This window comes from Actinobaculum sp. 352 (assembly GCF_003957265.1).
Lineage (GTDB): Bacteria > Actinomycetota > Actinomycetes > Actinomycetales > Actinomycetaceae > Asp313.
The window spans coordinates 359,625-375,382 of the sequence record NZ_RQSN01000002.1 but is presented as its reverse complement, the minus strand read 5'-3'; the positions used below and the strand labels follow the sequence as shown (position 1 = coordinate 375,382).

The 15,758-nt window shown below is 59.6% G+C and carries 15 protein-coding genes; 9 read left to right on the top strand and 6 right to left on the bottom strand.

All coding sequences use genetic code 11. From position 1 onward, the window contains the following. Positions 1-40: 40 nt before the first annotated feature. A complete protein-coding gene (locus EKN07_RS03715) occupies positions 41-1,114 on the bottom strand; it encodes an iron-siderophore ABC transporter substrate-binding protein (RefSeq protein ID WP_108714993.1) in 1,074 nt (357 codons plus the stop codon). A 175-nt stretch (positions 1,115-1,289) separates the two neighbouring features. Between EKN07_RS03715 and EKN07_RS03710 the strand changes: the two genes are divergently transcribed. Together EKN07_RS03710 and EKN07_RS03705 are read left to right on the top strand one after the other, a co-directional pair. Then, positions 1,290-2,273 (top strand): iron chelate uptake ABC transporter family permease subunit, encoded by a 984-nt coding sequence (locus tag EKN07_RS03710; RefSeq protein WP_240611338.1) that lies wholly within the window; start codon positions 1,290-1,292, stop codon positions 2,271-2,273. 238 nt (positions 2,274-2,511) lie between these two features. Next, positions 2,512-3,465, top strand: a complete 954-nt coding sequence (locus EKN07_RS03705; protein WP_241228119.1) for an iron chelate uptake ABC transporter family permease subunit — start codon at positions 2,512-2,514, stop codon at positions 3,463-3,465. A gap of 207 nt (positions 3,466-3,672) precedes the next feature. Here EKN07_RS03705 and EKN07_RS03700 read toward each other — a convergent pair whose 3' ends face one another. From EKN07_RS03700 to EKN07_RS03685, 4 genes are all read right to left on the bottom strand, one after another. Then, the gene (locus tag EKN07_RS03700; RefSeq protein WP_240611339.1) at positions 3,673-3,924 is read right to left on the bottom strand and encodes a DapH/DapD/GlmU-related protein; all 252 of its coding nucleotides are present in this window, start codon (positions 3,922-3,924) and stop codon (positions 3,673-3,675) included. A gap of 99 nt (positions 3,925-4,023) precedes the next feature. Then, the gene (locus EKN07_RS03695) at positions 4,024-4,719 is read right to left on the bottom strand and encodes a hypothetical protein (RefSeq protein ID WP_126145642.1); all 696 of its coding nucleotides are present in this window, start codon (positions 4,717-4,719) and stop codon (positions 4,024-4,026) included. Positions 4,720-5,307: 588 nt separating this feature from the next. Further along, positions 5,308-6,093 carry a hypothetical protein gene (locus tag EKN07_RS03690; protein ID WP_125482408.1) on the bottom strand — a complete coding sequence of 262 codons (786 nt, stop codon included), beginning with the start codon at positions 6,091-6,093 and terminating at the stop codon, positions 5,308-5,310. A 135-nt stretch (positions 6,094-6,228) separates the two neighbouring features. Next, a complete protein-coding gene (locus tag EKN07_RS03685; RefSeq protein ID WP_108714997.1) occupies positions 6,229-6,969 on the bottom strand; it encodes a hypothetical protein in 741 nt (246 codons plus the stop codon). A 297-nt stretch (positions 6,970-7,266) separates the two neighbouring features. Between EKN07_RS03685 and EKN07_RS03680 the strand changes: the two genes are divergently transcribed. The 7 genes from EKN07_RS03680 (at position 7,267) to EKN07_RS03650 (ending at position 14,587) form a co-directional block, all read left to right on the top strand. Next, positions 7,267-9,012, top strand: coding sequence for a hypothetical protein (locus EKN07_RS03680; RefSeq protein ID WP_108714998.1), 1,746 nt, complete (start codon positions 7,267-7,269; stop codon positions 9,010-9,012). 93 nt (positions 9,013-9,105) lie between these two features. Further along, positions 9,106-9,450, top strand: a complete 345-nt coding sequence (locus EKN07_RS03675) for a hypothetical protein (protein ID WP_108714999.1) — start codon at positions 9,106-9,108, stop codon at positions 9,448-9,450. Between the two features lie 148 nt (positions 9,451-9,598). After that, positions 9,599-12,391, top strand: coding sequence for a hypothetical protein (locus EKN07_RS03670; protein ID WP_108715000.1), 2,793 nt, complete (start codon positions 9,599-9,601; stop codon positions 12,389-12,391). A 2-nt stretch (positions 12,392-12,393) separates the two neighbouring features. Continuing rightward, positions 12,394-13,041, top strand: a complete 648-nt coding sequence (locus EKN07_RS03665) for a hypothetical protein (RefSeq protein ID WP_164546587.1) — start codon at positions 12,394-12,396, stop codon at positions 13,039-13,041. Continuing rightward, the gene (locus tag EKN07_RS03660; protein ID WP_108715002.1) at positions 13,034-13,693 is read left to right on the top strand and encodes a hypothetical protein; all 660 of its coding nucleotides are present in this window, start codon (positions 13,034-13,036) and stop codon (positions 13,691-13,693) included. The genes EKN07_RS03665 and EKN07_RS03660 overlap by 8 nt, the downstream gene beginning before the upstream one ends. Before the next feature lie 47 nt (positions 13,694-13,740). After that, the gene (locus EKN07_RS03655) at positions 13,741-13,962 is read left to right on the top strand and encodes a hypothetical protein (protein ID WP_108715003.1); all 222 of its coding nucleotides are present in this window, start codon (positions 13,741-13,743) and stop codon (positions 13,960-13,962) included. Continuing rightward, positions 13,955-14,587, top strand: a complete 633-nt coding sequence (locus EKN07_RS03650) for a hypothetical protein (RefSeq protein ID WP_125482410.1) — start codon at positions 13,955-13,957, stop codon at positions 14,585-14,587. The genes EKN07_RS03655 and EKN07_RS03650 overlap by 8 nt, the downstream gene beginning before the upstream one ends. Positions 14,588-14,883: 296 nt before the next feature. On the opposite strand, the gene EKN07_RS03645 is transcribed toward EKN07_RS03650, so the two are convergent. Next, entirely contained in the window at positions 14,884-15,729 is an 846-nt protein-coding gene (locus EKN07_RS03645) for an SDR family oxidoreductase (RefSeq protein ID WP_126145641.1), read from the bottom strand. Positions 15,730-15,758 lie beyond the last annotated feature (29 nt).

The following is a 15,758-nucleotide window of genomic DNA, read 5'->3' as shown; positions in this document are numbered from 1 at the left end:
TCATGTGTCACGAATACCTCGTGCCGTGCTACCGGGAGCGCTATTTGCCGAGCCGTTCGCTCAGTGTGGACAGCACGAGGTTGGCCGCCGTCGGTCCGGCGTTCAGATAGAAGGGGTCGTTGTCGACGGCGACGGCATGGTTCGTGGTGACAGCCTCAAGAGTGTTCCACAGCGGCAGGGACTCCAGTTCGCTGTTGTCGCCGCCATTCACGCCGTAGAACAGCCAGGTTCCGTCGGCTTGTGCGAGTTCCTCGGAGCTGATATCTAAAGAGGTCTCGTCGGTGAAACTCTGCGATTCAGGTCGGGAAATCCCGGCGTCCTCGGCAATAGACCCGCTGAAGGAGGATACGCCGTAGACGCGAATACGATCACCATTCTTGGTTAGGAAGGATACCGTCTCATCCGGGTCAACCTCGGTAGCGAGCTGATCGGCTTTCTCATGGTAGTCGTCAAGAATGCCTTGCGCTTGCTCGATGCGTCCGAGTGCGTCGGCCAGGAGCAGGAAGTCGGACTTCCAGTTCACTCCGGTTCCCTCGGTAACGACGGTTGGTGCAATGGCCGTGAGGGATTCGTATAGGCCGTCAGAATCCTTCTTCCCCGCGTTGTTGATGAGAATGAGGTCGGGGTTCAAGCTGGCGATATCCTCGATGGACGGTTCGGTGCGGCTTCCAACGTATGTGATGTCATCGAACTGCTCGGCCAAATCTGGGAATGCATCGCGCAAGTATTGCGGAACAGTTTCCGTATTGCTTGGCGCGGTGGTTCCCGCCGGCACGACGCCGAGGGTGAGCAGGCCGTCAATTTGACCGGTGGAAATGACGACGACGCGCTGCGGCTCCGCCTCAATGGTTGTCTCGCCCTGGAAATGCTTGACGGTACGCGGGAAGACGCCGTCGGCTTCGCCAGAGCCCATGCCGTCGGCCATGGTGCGTGGAGCAATATAGTCCGTACCAGAGGTAGCAGCGCTGTTTGACGTCTCCGCGGAGGCCGTAGCAGTTGCCGCGCCGCTGGTGGTCACATTGTCGGAAGTTGAGTTTGAACAGGCCGTCAGACCTGTTAGAGCGATGGTGAGGGCTCCGGCAGTAAGCGCAGCCCGAAGAGAGATTGTTGACATGAGGTTAGCCTACCCACACGTAACTTCTTCTTAGTAGAGTGTGGACGTGGAATATGGCCAAGGTCACCGAGGAGGGGTTACTACTCAGGTGCGATTTAGGGGGCCCAGCGGGAGCAGTGTGCCCACGAAAGGAAGGGGTGCGGATGCGAAAGAAAAAGGTCCAGCGCCTGCGCGTGTGATTGGTGTCGTCATTGTCTGCCTTGTTGTTCTTATCGGGCTATTCATTCTTAGCATTGCCATCGGGGCTAACAACATGTCGCTTGCGGACGTGTGGCGCGGGATAAGCGCGAGCTCCTCCCAGCGGGATACCCTGCCGGAGGCCATCATCGTCTGGCAGTTGCGCATGCCGCGCACGTTTCTGGCTGTTCTCGCCGGGGCGGCACTCGCGGTGGCCGGTGTGGTCATGCAGGCGCTTACCCGAAACCCACTAGCGGAGCCGGGCCTGCTCGGAGTGAACTCCGGTGCCGCCTTTGCCGTCGTGTGCGCGACGCTGTTTCTGGACATTACGGAACCGAACCGGTACGTATGGTTCGCCTTTTTCGGGGCAGCGGTGGTGGCCTGTCTCGTCTACGTGGTATCGGTACGAAGAATAACGCGCAATGATCGTGCGCATTTGGTGCTGGTGGGGGCTGCTATTAGTGCCGCGCTGTCCTCCTGCACCGGGGTCCTGACCATGTCGCACACCGACGTATTCAATTCTTACCGCTTCTGGGTTATAGGCTCGGTTGCGAATCGTGGCTATGAGGTTTCCATGCCACTGCTTCCGTTGTTCGTGGTGGGGTTTATGTTGGCCTTCGCGGCGGGGCCGACGCTGAACGCCATGGCGCTCGGCGACGAGCAGGCACAGGCGCTCGGTGTACGCCTTGCTGCGGCGCGGTCCGTTTCTCTCTTGGCCATTACCTTGCTATGCGGTGCGACGACGGCGGCTTGTGGCCCCATCAGTTTCGTCGGGCTGGCCATTCCGCATATGCTGCGCCTCTTAGTCGGCGTCGATCAGCGGCGCTTGTTGGTGTTTTCGCTGTTGACCGGGCCGAGTTTCATGTTGGGGGCGGATATTATCGGCAGGGTTGCGGCGGCCGGTGAACTAGAAGTCGGAATCGTGACGGCATTCGTGGGAGCGCCGGTGCTCCTCGCAATTCTGCTGCGGAAGGTGCGGTGATCGCGTGAAAGGCAAAAGGAGCGTGAGGGAAGTCCGAGGGGCCGCAAGTGCGGCTCAAGTAGGTATGGAGGAAGTAGATCCGTGTGCAGGAAAGACGGGCTGTGCGGGGCAGCCCCAAGGGTGCGTGAGCTCTCTCGTCGCGAACATGGGGCGTTTTTTACCGGCAGGATACCGGCGGCTCTCTCTGCCGGGCGGTGGGAGCTTGCTTCTGCATAGACGCAGTGTCACAGTAACCGGAATGCTCCTGCTGGCAGCTGTTGCCATCGGTTGCGTGACTCTGACAACGGGCTCCTACGATATTCCGATGGCGCGAATCATTGAGATCTTGCGTGGCGGGCAGGAGGGTACGGATGCGTATCTGGTGCTGAACCAGCGCCTGCCGCGAGTGGTTGCCGCGCTACTCATCGGCATATGCCTGGCTGCATCAGGCGTGATCTTTCAAACCCTGTCGTCTAATGCTCTTGGGAGTCCGGATCTCATCGGTTTCACCACCGGTGCGACGACGGGCGGACTCGTGGTGATTATCGTGATGGGCCGTTCCACTGGCAATGTTCTGATGTTAGGAGCCTTCTGTGGCGGTCTCGCCACCGCGACGGCTGTGCTTCTTGTCGCCCGGGCCGGGGCCGGTACAGGGGAACGGTTGGTGGTGGCGGGTATTGCGATTGCCGCCATGCTCTCGTCGGTTAACGACTATTTGGTGAGCCGTGCGGATATTGAGACGGCTGAGGCGGCACGCGTATGGCAGCATGGCAGCCTTAACGTCATCACGTGGCGCAGTGTTGTGCCCCTGGCTCTTGGTGCCGCAGTTGGGATTCCGCTGGCGATGGGTGCTGGGCGGGTTTTGCGCTATCTCGAATTAGGCGACGACGTCGCAATTGGTGTGGGTTTACCGTTGCGGCGCGTGCAGATCGGCCTTGCCGTGCTCGGCGTGGGGCTGGCGGCCGTCGCCGTGGCGAGTGGCGGTCCGATTGGTTTCGTTGCACTTGCGGCACCGCAGTTGGCGCGTCGGTTAGCCCGGTCCCCGGGTGCGGCGATGGTGCCAGCAATGGCGATGGGCGCGGCCCTGTTAGTGTGCAGCGATCTAATTGCGCAGCGGGCGCTGAGCCCCTTCCAGATCCCGGTGGGTCTGGTCACGGGGGCGATAGGCGGGTTGTATTTGGTGGCAATGCTGTTGCGGCGTCGCAGCGCATGAGAACGAACGCACGCAGCGCGTGAGAGCTACCAGTGCGTGAGAACGTACGCAGTGCGTGAGTTGCTACGCAGAGCGTGAGACCATACAAAGTGCGTGAGTCGCTAAGCGTGAGGATGCAGGAGTTAGGGACGTACTCGGGAGAACCCACCCGACAGGAGCTGGGGCAGGTCATGCGCGTTCTGCCCAGCCGATATATCGGTCCAGCGACTATCTATCGCGGACGCTTCCCGTACGTACATCTCGGATGTACTTAGCGGGAACGCCACCGACGATGGTTAGCGGTGCGACGTCTTTGGTGACAACAGCTCCGGCTGCAATAATTGCGCCTTCGCCAATGGTGACACCGCCAAGGATCGTCACATTGGGGCCTATCCAAACATTCGGGCCGATGTGGATAGGTGCGGGATGGAGGAGAGCGCGGTGGGCGGGATCCTCATCGTGGTTCAGAGTCGCCAGCACAGCGTTATGGCCGATGAGGAAGGTCGCTCCTGCAATCGGGTTGTTCCCACGCCCGGCGGTTCTTCCTGCGGTCGAAGGTCGCTGCCGGATTCTGCGAGATCAGTCGCTGAACTTGAGGCCGTTCAACTGCTCAACCATGGAGTTGAGCGTCTCCTCGTCGGGCGCGTTGATAGTGATATTCCACTGCACGCCATCCACAGCAACAATATAGATCCGTCCCCGGTAGTCGCCATCGCCGTATCTCAAGATGTCGGTTGCCGCAGCGGGAAATTCGCCTAATTTGGTGACATCGGTCGTTGTCGAGTCGGTATACCCCCCGCTGATGAGCAGATCAGTCATCTCTTGACTGCTTGGAATTTGGTCAACGAAAACGTCGTCGCGCCGGAACACATAGTTGCAATACGGATCATCGGGGGCAACAGCCATTCCGCCTTGCGGGTTGTCGTTGCTGCTGAAGTAGTAACCGCTGGGCGGCGTGAATTCAGCGGTCCGGCTTCCATCGGCGGAGAACGTGAAGACGCCGTCGTGGAGAGCGTACTCCTCTACGGCCTCAACGTTGTTGCCGGTTGGAGAACGCGTGGGGGAAGGTGATGGAGAACCGCTTGTTGTATCTGTGCTCGGTGCGGGCGCTGGTGCTGGCGCCAATGTGACACTCGGTGCTGGTGTTGTGGTTTCGATATCGAGTCCGCCTGCAGTTGTCCAAAGATCGCAAGCGGTTAACGTGGCGCCGAGCAGCGACAGGCAGGCGATGCCTGCAAGGCCCCGCGTTACACGGTGAGAAGACGGTGTCATCATGATTGGTTTTCCCTTCTATGTTGTATCCACCTTGGCACAAGACGCCGCGCCGCGCCATGGGGAAAGATACCCATGGCGATTTTGATGATTTTGCTTGTGTGATCGCGTGCGATGTGGTATGCGCCGAATGTTGCCTACGGGGTGCGGGGTGGTCCGTCGGCCTCGTCGGATGTTGTCCTGCGGGGTGGAGCGGCCGACGGCGGGACGGCGCAGTGCGGCAGTGATGGGAGGGATCGGGCGCGTGATGGTTGCTCGTGGCGGGTGGTGTGGGGTCATGTTTCGCCGCTCCACTCGAGTGATGGCGGTCGTGGGTCGTCATGTTCTTGTAGTTGCGGAAGGATGGGATTCTGATGGTGTGGGCGGGGTATCTGCCTGGTGGGGTAGGCGGTTCTCGTTGTCTTTTGGTTCTGGTCGGGCTGTTGGGTTTCGTTGGCTGCGGTTATGGCGTGGTGGCATGTGACTCTCCTTGTCGTGCGTGGTCTTCGCTGTCAGATGGGGCAACGTGTGCGGTTCTGTCTCCTCACGTCGGGTTACCGTCTGCGAGGGGTCGAGGCAGTGTGAGGCGTTGTAATGGTTGCCGCTGTTGCTCTAGTTGGTGGTGGGTATGAGGATGAAGGTTTCGGGTGGGTCGGGGTCGGTGCGTTGGTCTTGGAAGCTCATGACGGTGGGGGTGAAGTCTCCGGGGACTTGGTAGTACAACCAGCCTTCACCGGTTTCACCTTGTTCAAGCCAGTGGACCTTCACAAGGTATTCGTCGCCGTGGTAGCCGGCAGTGTCCATGTGGTGTTCGTAGTAGGTGCCTTTCGAGATGCCGATAATGTACCGGTCAAGATCCACGTAAGGGGCAACTCGGTCTGTGCCGTTGTTGGTGATGCGGAGTTTGACGCCGACGTATTTGTGTCCTTCGATGTACACGGGTTGGTCGGCGGCGGCGAGGATGTCGTTCACATTAGGTGAGTATTCCAAGATTTCAACGGTCCATTCGCCGACTTGGGTGGGGCCTGTGGATACTGGTGCGGACGCTGATGCTGACGGCAGAATCAGGGGTGACACGGTCACTGTCGCCGTGGCGGTGGGCGTGTCGCTCATTGTTGTCCCATTAGGTGTGGTCGAGGTTGTTGGTATCAGTGTTGTCGTGGCGACCGGTTGTGTGCTGGGCGTGGTCCGCCCCGCGATCATGATCCCGGCGATGACGACGGCCACGACTACTAGGGCGCCGAGGAGCGCCCATGCCCAGCCGCGCGGGCCCCGCCGCGTGGTGGGTGGTGTGGTAGTCGTCTGCGGCGTGCCACTACTGTTCGTGTGTTGGCGCATATGCGGGGCTCTGTTTGGCGGGAATGCCTGCGGTCCATCGGCAGGCGGTGGTGTGGTCATGGGGAGAGTGTCCTTGTCTCGTTCAGTTCCAGCCGTGGCGTGTGGGGAAACGCGGGCGTGTGCCTCTCGCGTCCGGGTTACCGTTTGTGAGGGGTCGAGGCAGTGTGAGGCGTTGTAATGGTTGCCGCTGTTGCTCTAGTTGGTGGTGGGTATGAGGATGAAGGTTTCGGGTGGGTCGGGGTCGGTGCGTTGGTCTTGGAAGCTCATGACGGTGGGTGTGAAGTCTCCAGGCACTTGGTAGTACAACCAACCCTCACCGGTCTCACCAGGTTCAAGACGGTAGACCTCAGCCAGGTATTCGTCACCCGGGTAACCGGCGGTGTCCATGTGGTGTTCGTAATAGGTGCCTTTCGAGATACCGATAATGTACCGATCAAGATCAACATACGGGCCGACACGTTCTGTGCCGTTGTTGGTGATGCGGAGCCTGACGCCGACGTATTTGTGTCCCTCGACGGTGACGGGGTGGTCGGCGGCGGCGAGGATATCGTTCACATTAGGTGAGTATTCCAGGATTTCAACGGTCCATTCGCCGACCTGGGTGGGACCGGTGGATACTGGTGCGGACGCAGATGCCGACGGCAGAATCAGGGGTGACACGGTCACTGTCGCCGTGGCAGTGGACGTCTCAGGCACGGTCGTCCCACCAGACGAAGCCGACGCCGTCGGTTCCGGCGTCGACGTGGCGACTGGTTGTTTGCTGGGCGTGCTCCGTCCCGCGATAATGATGCCAGCGACCACGACAGCCACGACCACCAGAGCGCCAATGAGCGCCCAGACCCAGCCGCGCGGGCCCGGCCGGGCGGCTGGTGGAGTGGTAGCGCCGTGGGTTGGGTCAGGTGTGTTGCCGTGTGGAGTTGGTGGTGTGGTGGTCATGTCGCTCCGCTCTGCTTGACTGCTGTGGGTTGTCTTTTGTGTAGATTGTGGCAGATCACGGAGCGGTGTGCAGTTTCTGATGAGTTTTCGTCATCGTTGTCGGGGTGTGACACGCGGTGTGACCTGCGTAAACATGTTGGGACGTCATTCTGGTGAGGGAGTGCGGGTTGTTATTCGTTGTAGACAGGGCTTGGTTTGCCGGGTAGAGTCTGTTCCATCACACACGATTCTGTTCCGGATTCGGGGTGCTCACCGAGTACGACCCTAACTGGGACACGAGGGGAGAGGGGACAGCAGATGGCGAGTCGAGAGCAGCGTGACACCTTGGCGGAGATCGCAACCTTCGACCCGAACGAAGCACAAGACCTCGCCAATCGGCTCAGTCTTATCAGTGAGGGTTTTGAGGGGTTGCGTCTGCGGATTAATGGGATGTTGAATCCTGATGATTGGGGGATCCGGGGTGCGACAGCGGATGCGATGTTATCGTCGCTGGAGTGGGTACGGAACCGCCTAGGAGACCACGCGGATGATACGGAGGCTATGGGTAAGTCGGTGCAGGTAATTGCTGATGCGACGATTCAGGCCCGGGCAGCGCATGAAGAAATCAGTGCGGGCACGCAGGCCTCGGATACTGCCTACAAGGCGGAGGTGGCGTCTATTGGTATGACGAGTAGTATGCTTCCTACCCCGGCCAATGCGCTCCGTACCACAGCTGGCATGGAGCATGCTGAGCAGGCGCATGAGGCTCGCGATGCCGGGTATGAGGAGCGGGCTGGGCGGATGGTGGATTATGTGGGTGAGGAGGTGGATCGGGCGATTCGTATGCTGCCTAGGAGTGAGAAGGCCGAGCCACGGTCCTATGTCACCTACGCGCCACCGTTGTCTGGTGTGGATTCGTCGGTGACGGGGCTGCCGTCTGATGGTGGTGCGTCGTATGCGGCGGCGTTGGCGGAGGGCCGCCCGACAGACACGGACCCAGACCTAGACGTGTCGGATGGTGGTGGGTCTGTTGTTCCGTCGGTGGGTGCGATTGCTGCTGGTGTGGGTGTTTCTGGGAGTTTGGCGTGGATGTTTTCGTGGTATGCGGGTGAGCGTGTCGAAGGCATGGTGGGTACTCCACAAGGCAGGATGATCCGAGCTGATTCGGCGGAGGCACGCTACTTGTATGGTCCGGGTGGAGGGGATTTGATGGACCGGGTCCGGGAAGCCGGACGTCTCTCCTTCCAAGACAACAACAACCCCACGGGTGGTGCGGCGGGTGCGGCTGCGGGTGCTGCTGGTGCGGCGGGGTTGGCTCGTGGTGCGGCATCTGGTGTGCGGTGGAGTAATGCGCAGCAGATGGGTATGCGTCCCACCCGTATCCCCTTATCAGGCCAACCACAACAAGCCACCGGTACCGGGGCCCGGGGAACCGGGACCGGGACCCGAGGCACGGGTGTTCGTGGTGGTCAGGCCCAGCAGGCCGGTATGCGTGGCACGGGTGGCGTTCGTGGTGGTCAGGCCCAGCAGACTGGTGCCCGCGGCGGCCAAGCAGCTGGTGGTCGTGGCACGGGTGTTCGTGGTGGACAGCCTGCTGGTGGTCGTGCTGGGACTGGCCGTGGAGCCGGTACGGGCGGCGTCCGGGGCGGGCAGACACAGCAATCTGGCCGTGGGACGGGTCGTGCTGGAACGGGTGTTCGCGGCGGCCAGGCCCAGCAGACTGGTGTCCGTGGGGCTGGTGTTCGTGGAGCGCAGGGCCAGCAGTCTGGCGTGCGTGGTGCGGGTGTGCGTGGTGCTGGTCGGAAGAGGGATGAGCGGGAGCGGAAGTGGAGTCCGGAGGTGCGTTTTGCTATGCGTGGTCGGGAGGTTCCGGATCCGCAGGAAGAGGAACGCCGCAAGGAGGAAGCGCTCAAGCGTTTGGATGCGGTGTGGTTGAGCCGCCATGGTGCCGAGAGCATCCGTGAGCGTGAGCGGCGTGAGGCCGAAGAGGCCACCCGCCGTGAAATGTTCTCCCGGCCCCTCCTGTACTGGCGAGAGCCCCGCGAAAACGAACAACAACAATAAACCCGACCGGTGACCTGCGCGTCCAGCTGGTTTAGATCAGTAGGCACGGGTCGGTCTTTGAAGGCCCTCATTTCTGGCAAAGGAGACAAAACGATGAGTATCGAGTTCGACCGTGAAGCTGTTGGCGTCAGTGCGAAAGAACAGTGGAATGACTGTGAGGAATTTGGCGCGTTGTTCGCGTATTTGCGTGAAACGGTAGTGGCGTACTGCGCTTCTAAGCTTCCTTCTTTTGACGGGCCGGGAACCGAGAAGCTGGATGCGGCGCTTAAAGAGTACCAGGCGGCGATGCGGGACGGGTTGGGGGAATTCTCCAACGCATGTGCTGTTTTAGGGTCGGGTGCGCAGGGTGCAACAGCCGATTTTGACGAGACTGAGTCGCGCCAATCGGAGGCGTACAAAGAGATGGAGGCGATACTCGGTGGTGGCGAGGACTCATGATGCGGCGGCGTCTGGTGGGTAGTGCCCTAGCACACGGCGGCTTTGCAGACCGAGGCACATGCCGTGAATTACCACAGCGAGAACTGTTTCTCATGCGTGGCGCGTTGACACGCGCAACGTGTGATGCGTTGATGATGGAAAGGTGTGGATGATGGCGTCCGGTTTCACGTTTGAGGTACCACCAGACACGGCAGGGGAGTGTGAACGCGTTGCCTACCGTTTGGAGCAAGCCGGTGGTCGTGTTGCGGCAACGCAAGTGGCGACGGCGACCGGCGGTGTACCGGGATGGATTGGTGAATCAGCGGACGCCTATACGGATCAGATCCTCGCGGTGGGCGGCAAGGCACGGAAGATGGCCGACGCACTGCGGTTTGCATCGTCTCCACTAAGGGAATATGCAGATAAAGTGAAAGAGACGATCCGCAACATCGGTGCCTTGCAGGAGGATTACGATGCGGCTGAGGCCGCGTATGAAGCCAAGACTGCCGAGATAGACGAGGCACAGGCCGAGGTGGCGACCAATGCGGTGACACCGTATACGCAGGGGGATGTGGATGCGTGGCGCCAGCGTGTGGACCAGGAATGGCAAGAGACCGTGGTGGAGTTCAACAACAAATATAAGGGTCTGTTGACAGAGCTCGACGAGGTAGCAGACAGCACGGCTGCAAAGGTCTTAGCGGCGCAAGATGAGATCATCAACCCGGATGTGCCACACAGTTCCAGGTGGGAGACGGGCTTGAACATTTTTGGCGACGTGCCTTTGGTGGCGGGTGCGATTGAGTGGAAAACCGCCGATAAGGAAGCGCGAGAGATTGCCACGGTTATTTCGGATCCGAACCTGACGGCCGAGGATGTTGAGGCTTTCAATACAAAGTACGGCGATAAAATCCAAGATCCTTTTGTCGCCAATGCGCTCTTGCAGTACGTTTCTGCGGACGACCTCGTGAGGTTCTCGCTGCGGATTGATCGCGCGTACTCCCAGGAGGATATGGCCGCGAATCCCGATCTTGATCGAGAGGTTCGCGATGACGTGCTCTGTGCGATAGGCACCACCATAGCGCTGGGTACAGGTGGAATGAACCTGGCAGGAGATAACGCTGAGAGGCAGATCCTCTTTGAGCAGGTCAGAGATGGCATCGAGACCAGATCGGGAAAGCCGTTGGCATCACAAACACAGCGGTTCGTAGAAGATCTTAAAATGGTGGGAAGAACCGAGTATGACCAGGCGAACTTAGATTCAAACATGACCTGCGACATCGGCACAGACGGGTACGACATCATCCTGCAACTTGTGGGCGAGGCGGGATATGCCAATCCGGAGTTGACATTAGGCCCGGGATTCTTCGAGCCGCCTGCGGGAGGTGGCGTGTCCGTGGCGCAAGATATCGTCGCCATGGATGCCGAGGAAATGCGTTGGAAGGGTGAACGAACTCCTCAAGCCCAGTTCGGAACCTACATCTTCGGCTCGGACCGCGCGGTCCATGAGCCTCTGCAGGCCATGTATATGTTGATGGATCGGCCTGAGAGTTTAGATCCGCAGACCGGCGACCCGGCGCTTCTTGCAGCAGATCGGCGCAGATTAGATTCAGTACAGCTGTTCTTTGCCGGTGATACGCCGACGGGCATGGATATCAACCACGATGGCGTCGTCGATAGCAATGACAAACCGATGAACATGACACGCTACCTCACCGGAGGACGGACATACGCTACGTGGGAAGAAAACCAGTACTACGGATTCGAAGACGGTGGCGAGCAGTTTGGGCGTGTGCTTCAGCAGGCTGCAGATACCGGGGATGTGCCGGATCGCAGTCAGATGACCGATGAGGAGTGGGAGCAGTGGCAGAAGCGTGATATGACTGCGACGACGATTGCGGCGAACTTCCTGTTCGGTTATCAGGATGGCCTAGATGTGGTCCATGACTTCAACATGCTCCGGGACACGGACAAGGTCGACGGCCAGGACGCGTTCGGGTATCACAACCCGAATCTACGTTCCTGGGCAGGATTGATTCTGGAACCGCATGTGGATGGCATCGCGCTGTCGCTCCTGGCGGCTGGTTCGTCGAATGGCGTTGTCGCTACGGGTAATGGCGACTATCAGATCGTGTTTGATACCTACATGAGGGCAAAGTTGCTCGGCCCAGATGGGGTGATTCTTGACTTGGGGTTTGATGAGCCTGAACTCAATAACAATGGAACGCCAGATGACGAAAGCGACGATTATTGGGAGGGAGGCCGCGCCCCGGCAATCGATAATCTTCTGGTCGCCAGTCAACGCGGCTATGAGGAAGAGCTGGATGATGCGCTTGATGGTGTTGGCGGGACGCCACCGAAAGACGTTGTACAGAGGTGGAACCCGATGCTAGAGGCTTTGTTCACGGTAGATGCGGATGCCTCTGATGAGGCAAAACACGCGCTTGATGTTCGCAATGCTCGGTGGAAGGGGTACATTATGGCAGGAGCGGGCGCTATTCCGGGCGGCGCCTTTTTCGATGAGAGTGACAAGGTCGCAAATTACTTCTTCGACCAAACCAAGGCGAACGGTGTTGCACCCGTGGTTGATTTCCTGCTCCCCACCAACAATGAGGAACATGGGGATCAGGCGGCGGCCACACTAGAACTCAACAAGTACATGGAGCAAGCGGTCTATCAATCTATGAGTACGCACGGCTCTTTTGAGGACTTCGCGCAGACACCGGAAGAGTTCATTAAGACGGACACTCAAAACCTGGAGCCATTCTTCGATGAAAACGGCGACATCATTCCCTATGCGGATCAGACGGATAAACAGCGGACATCCTATGAACGGTATATCCAGAACCAATCGGGAGGGTCGGGCTACGTCGAAATTGTGAATTCGGTTGGGGGTTTCACTGCGGATAGTGCCGCTCAGCACTCCAATGCGTACGATATGAGCAAGCGGTATCGGGGGAAATGATAGTGCGTAGTGCACGCCGTCAACGGGTTCATCGGAGTATAGCCGCATCCGTGATCGCCGCGTTGTGTTTTCTTGCAGCGGCGTGTGGGGTGTATCGTCCTGAGGTTGCGGAGGTGACGCCGTCGGTGCCGTCGACGTTTGTGGCGACCGATGAGGCTAGGGATGTGATGCATGCTGACGTGCCGTCGGGGTGGAGTGAGGTGCCCGTTGACGGGGAAGCGATTTTTTTGATCACTCCGGATGGGTCTTCTTCTGCGGTTGGTGTGGCTAGTATCAGTGCCGCGCATTTTCCCTTGGTTATTCTTGACCGATCGCAGTATCGTGCTTATGGCGGAGATGCTAATGAGTATGATCTGGAACGGTGGATGCGCGGACTTCTCATCGATAGAGAAAGGTATCCGGCTAGTTCGAGTTTCGTTCTGTTGCCTGATCGGTATATTGATGGAAATCCGGCGCGTGGGTTCAGCTGCGTGTTTCGGACCGCAGACGGGACTGCGAGGCGTTGGGAGACTTGGTATGTCGGTCGTCATGATGGGGTGTGGGAGATCAGGTTGACGTCGGGCCCTGGTCATACGGAGTTGCCGGCGGAGTTGGACGGGATTTTGGATACGGTGAGGTGGACGGCGCCGTCGTCGGATGCGGATGGGTGAGACGATGGGTGGGTTCCTTCCTCGGAGGGGTGGCACTAAGCGCCTGCTGGCTGCGATCACCGCGTTGTGTTTTCTTGTAGCGGCGTGTGGGGTGTATCGTCCTGAGGTTGCGGAGGTGACGCCGTCGGTGCCGTCGACCTTTGTGGCGACTGATGACGCTCGGGATGTGATGCATGCGGATGTGCCGCCGGGGTGGAGTGAGGTGCCCGTTGACGGGTTAGTGGTCTTCTTGATCACTGCGGATGGGTCTTCTTCTGCGGTTGGTGTGGCTAGTATCAGTGCCGCGCATTTCCCCTCGGTTATTCTTGACCGGGCGGAGTATCGCGCGTATAGCGGAGATGCTAATGAATATGACCTGGAATGGTGGATGCACGGACTCCTAATTGACAGAGAAAGAGTTCCGGGTAGTTCGAGTTTTGCTCTGCTGCCTTCTCGGTATATTGATGGGAATCCGGCGCGTGGGTTCAGCTATGTCTTTCGTGATGCTAACGGGGCTGCAGTGCGGACAGAAGTCTGGTATGTCGGTCGTCATGATGGGGTGTGGGAGATATTTCTGGAGTCGGATCCAGGTCATACGGAGTTGCCTGCGGAGTTGGACGGGATTCTGGATACGGTGACCTGGAGCGCGCCGTCGTCGGATGCGGATGGGTGAGATGTTGGACCGAGCCCTGATACGACAAGGCGGCACGATACCCGGGGATGAATCCGGTACTTATGCTGCTGGTGCTACCTGGCCTGCTGAGTCGGCTCGGCTCGCGGAAGTGGCTGCCGGAGGTGCAGGAAGTGACAGGCCGGTCGCCAGGCGAGATGTTGCCGCTCACGCTATACGCGGATGCGGCATGTTTGACAGTACAGCTCGGCTACCTGGAAAGGATGGTGTGTTGCCATGAGGCATCGTTTGAGGAAGCGTGGATTGCTTAGGCGCCGTGCCCGTGATGCGGTGGTCGGCGCTCTCGCGGCGGCGGTGGTCTTTTGCCTGGCCGCGTGTGGTAGCGATGATAGGGCCAGCAGACACACCACTTTTGTTGCGACAGCGGAGAGCGTGTCGGTTATGGATGCGGAACCTCCAGCCGGGTGGGTGGAGATCGCGCAGGACCCTGATCCGGGGATTGAGTATCTTGCCTCGGCTGATGGAAGCGCGGGTTTTACGGGGGCGAGCGTACGGGCGACGCGCATAGCGCCGGATATATTGGAACTTAACGGCTATTGGGTTGAGGACCATCCGGATACTTTCGATTTGGATGCTATCCAGCGCTCATGGGTCGGCAGAACACAGGCATACGGCCAAAACGATCAGGTGACGGAGCTTCCCGAGCGGATGATTGATGGCAATCCTGCCCGTGGCTACTCGTACATCAGTACCCGCGAGGACGATACGTACTATGAGATGTGGATCGTTGGGCGTCCAGATGGACTGTGGCGAATCACTTTCAATGCGCCACACGGCGAGGACAGCCTGCCAGCAGGACTAACCGAAACGTTCCTGGACTCGATCACCTGGGCCACACCCACGCCGACGGGTGCGACACCGAGTGTATCTAGGTGACGGTACCCGCCTGTTTATTGGGAGGACAGGGCGTGGAACCGGTGCGCCGACCGGCACGATAAGACGGCGGTCCGCCGCGCTGGGCGGCAACGAAGTCAATGCGGCAGTGGAGTCAGTGCGGCGGCGGAGCCGCCCTCGTAGCGAAATGCGCTCTCGCGTATCGCCCGCACTGGAATCAAGTGGTATCGCCCGTACTTGAGTCAAGCGGTATCGCCTGCACTTGAATCAAGCGGCGTCACCCGCACGTGAATCCCCCGTAGCCCGCAGGCAGCGCCTCCCACGGCCCCACCGCGATCTCAGAGGGCTAGAAACTCGGCAAAGCTCAACGGTCTCCGCCCGGCAATGTCCTCAATGGCTGTGCTGTCTCCATCCAACTCGCCGACCTTGATCGCGGTGTAGGTGGACACCCAGGCGTCGTACTCCCACTGTTCGGCCGGCCAGCGCAAGCGCGACTGGTATGCCTCTTCAACGGTCTCATCATGGAAGCGAATCTTGCGGCCCGTATGGTCGGATAACGCCTGCGCAACCTCGGTCAGCGTGAACGACTCCGGCCCGGTCAGGTCATAGGTTCGCCCGGCATGTACCGAGGGATCACGCAGCACTGCCGCAGCCGTGCGTGCAACATCAATACGAGCAACGCCCGCGGCTCGCCCGTCACCGGACGGTCCGCGGATCACGTCGTCGTCGCCTGCAAGCCCGGCGAAGAAGTCCAGATAGAAGTTATCCCGCAGAAAGGTATAGTCAAGCCCTGATTCCTTGATGTGCTCTTCGGTGACGAAGTGATCACGCGCCAGGGTGAAGGTCGCATCCGGCGCTGCACCGAAGAACGACGTGTACACAATCTGCTCAACCCCGGCCCCGGCCGCCGCATCGACTAGCGCGAAATGCTGCTGCAGGCGATCCGGTGCTTCCACCCCGGAGACCATGAAAAGCGTCTTTACTCCCGCAAGGGATTCTCGCGTAGCGGCGTCGTCGGCGTAGGAGCTGCGAACGGCCACCGCCCCAGCCAACTGTGGTGCGCGCTCCGGCGCACGGGCGAGCAGACGAAGGTCAAAACCCTCGTGTGCGAGTAGGCGGGCGGCATTCCCTCCGATGAAACCGGTGGATCCGGTCAATGCAAGTGCCGGTGCGGAAGATGTCATGAGGTGTCCTATTCTGGTGATACCGGCCG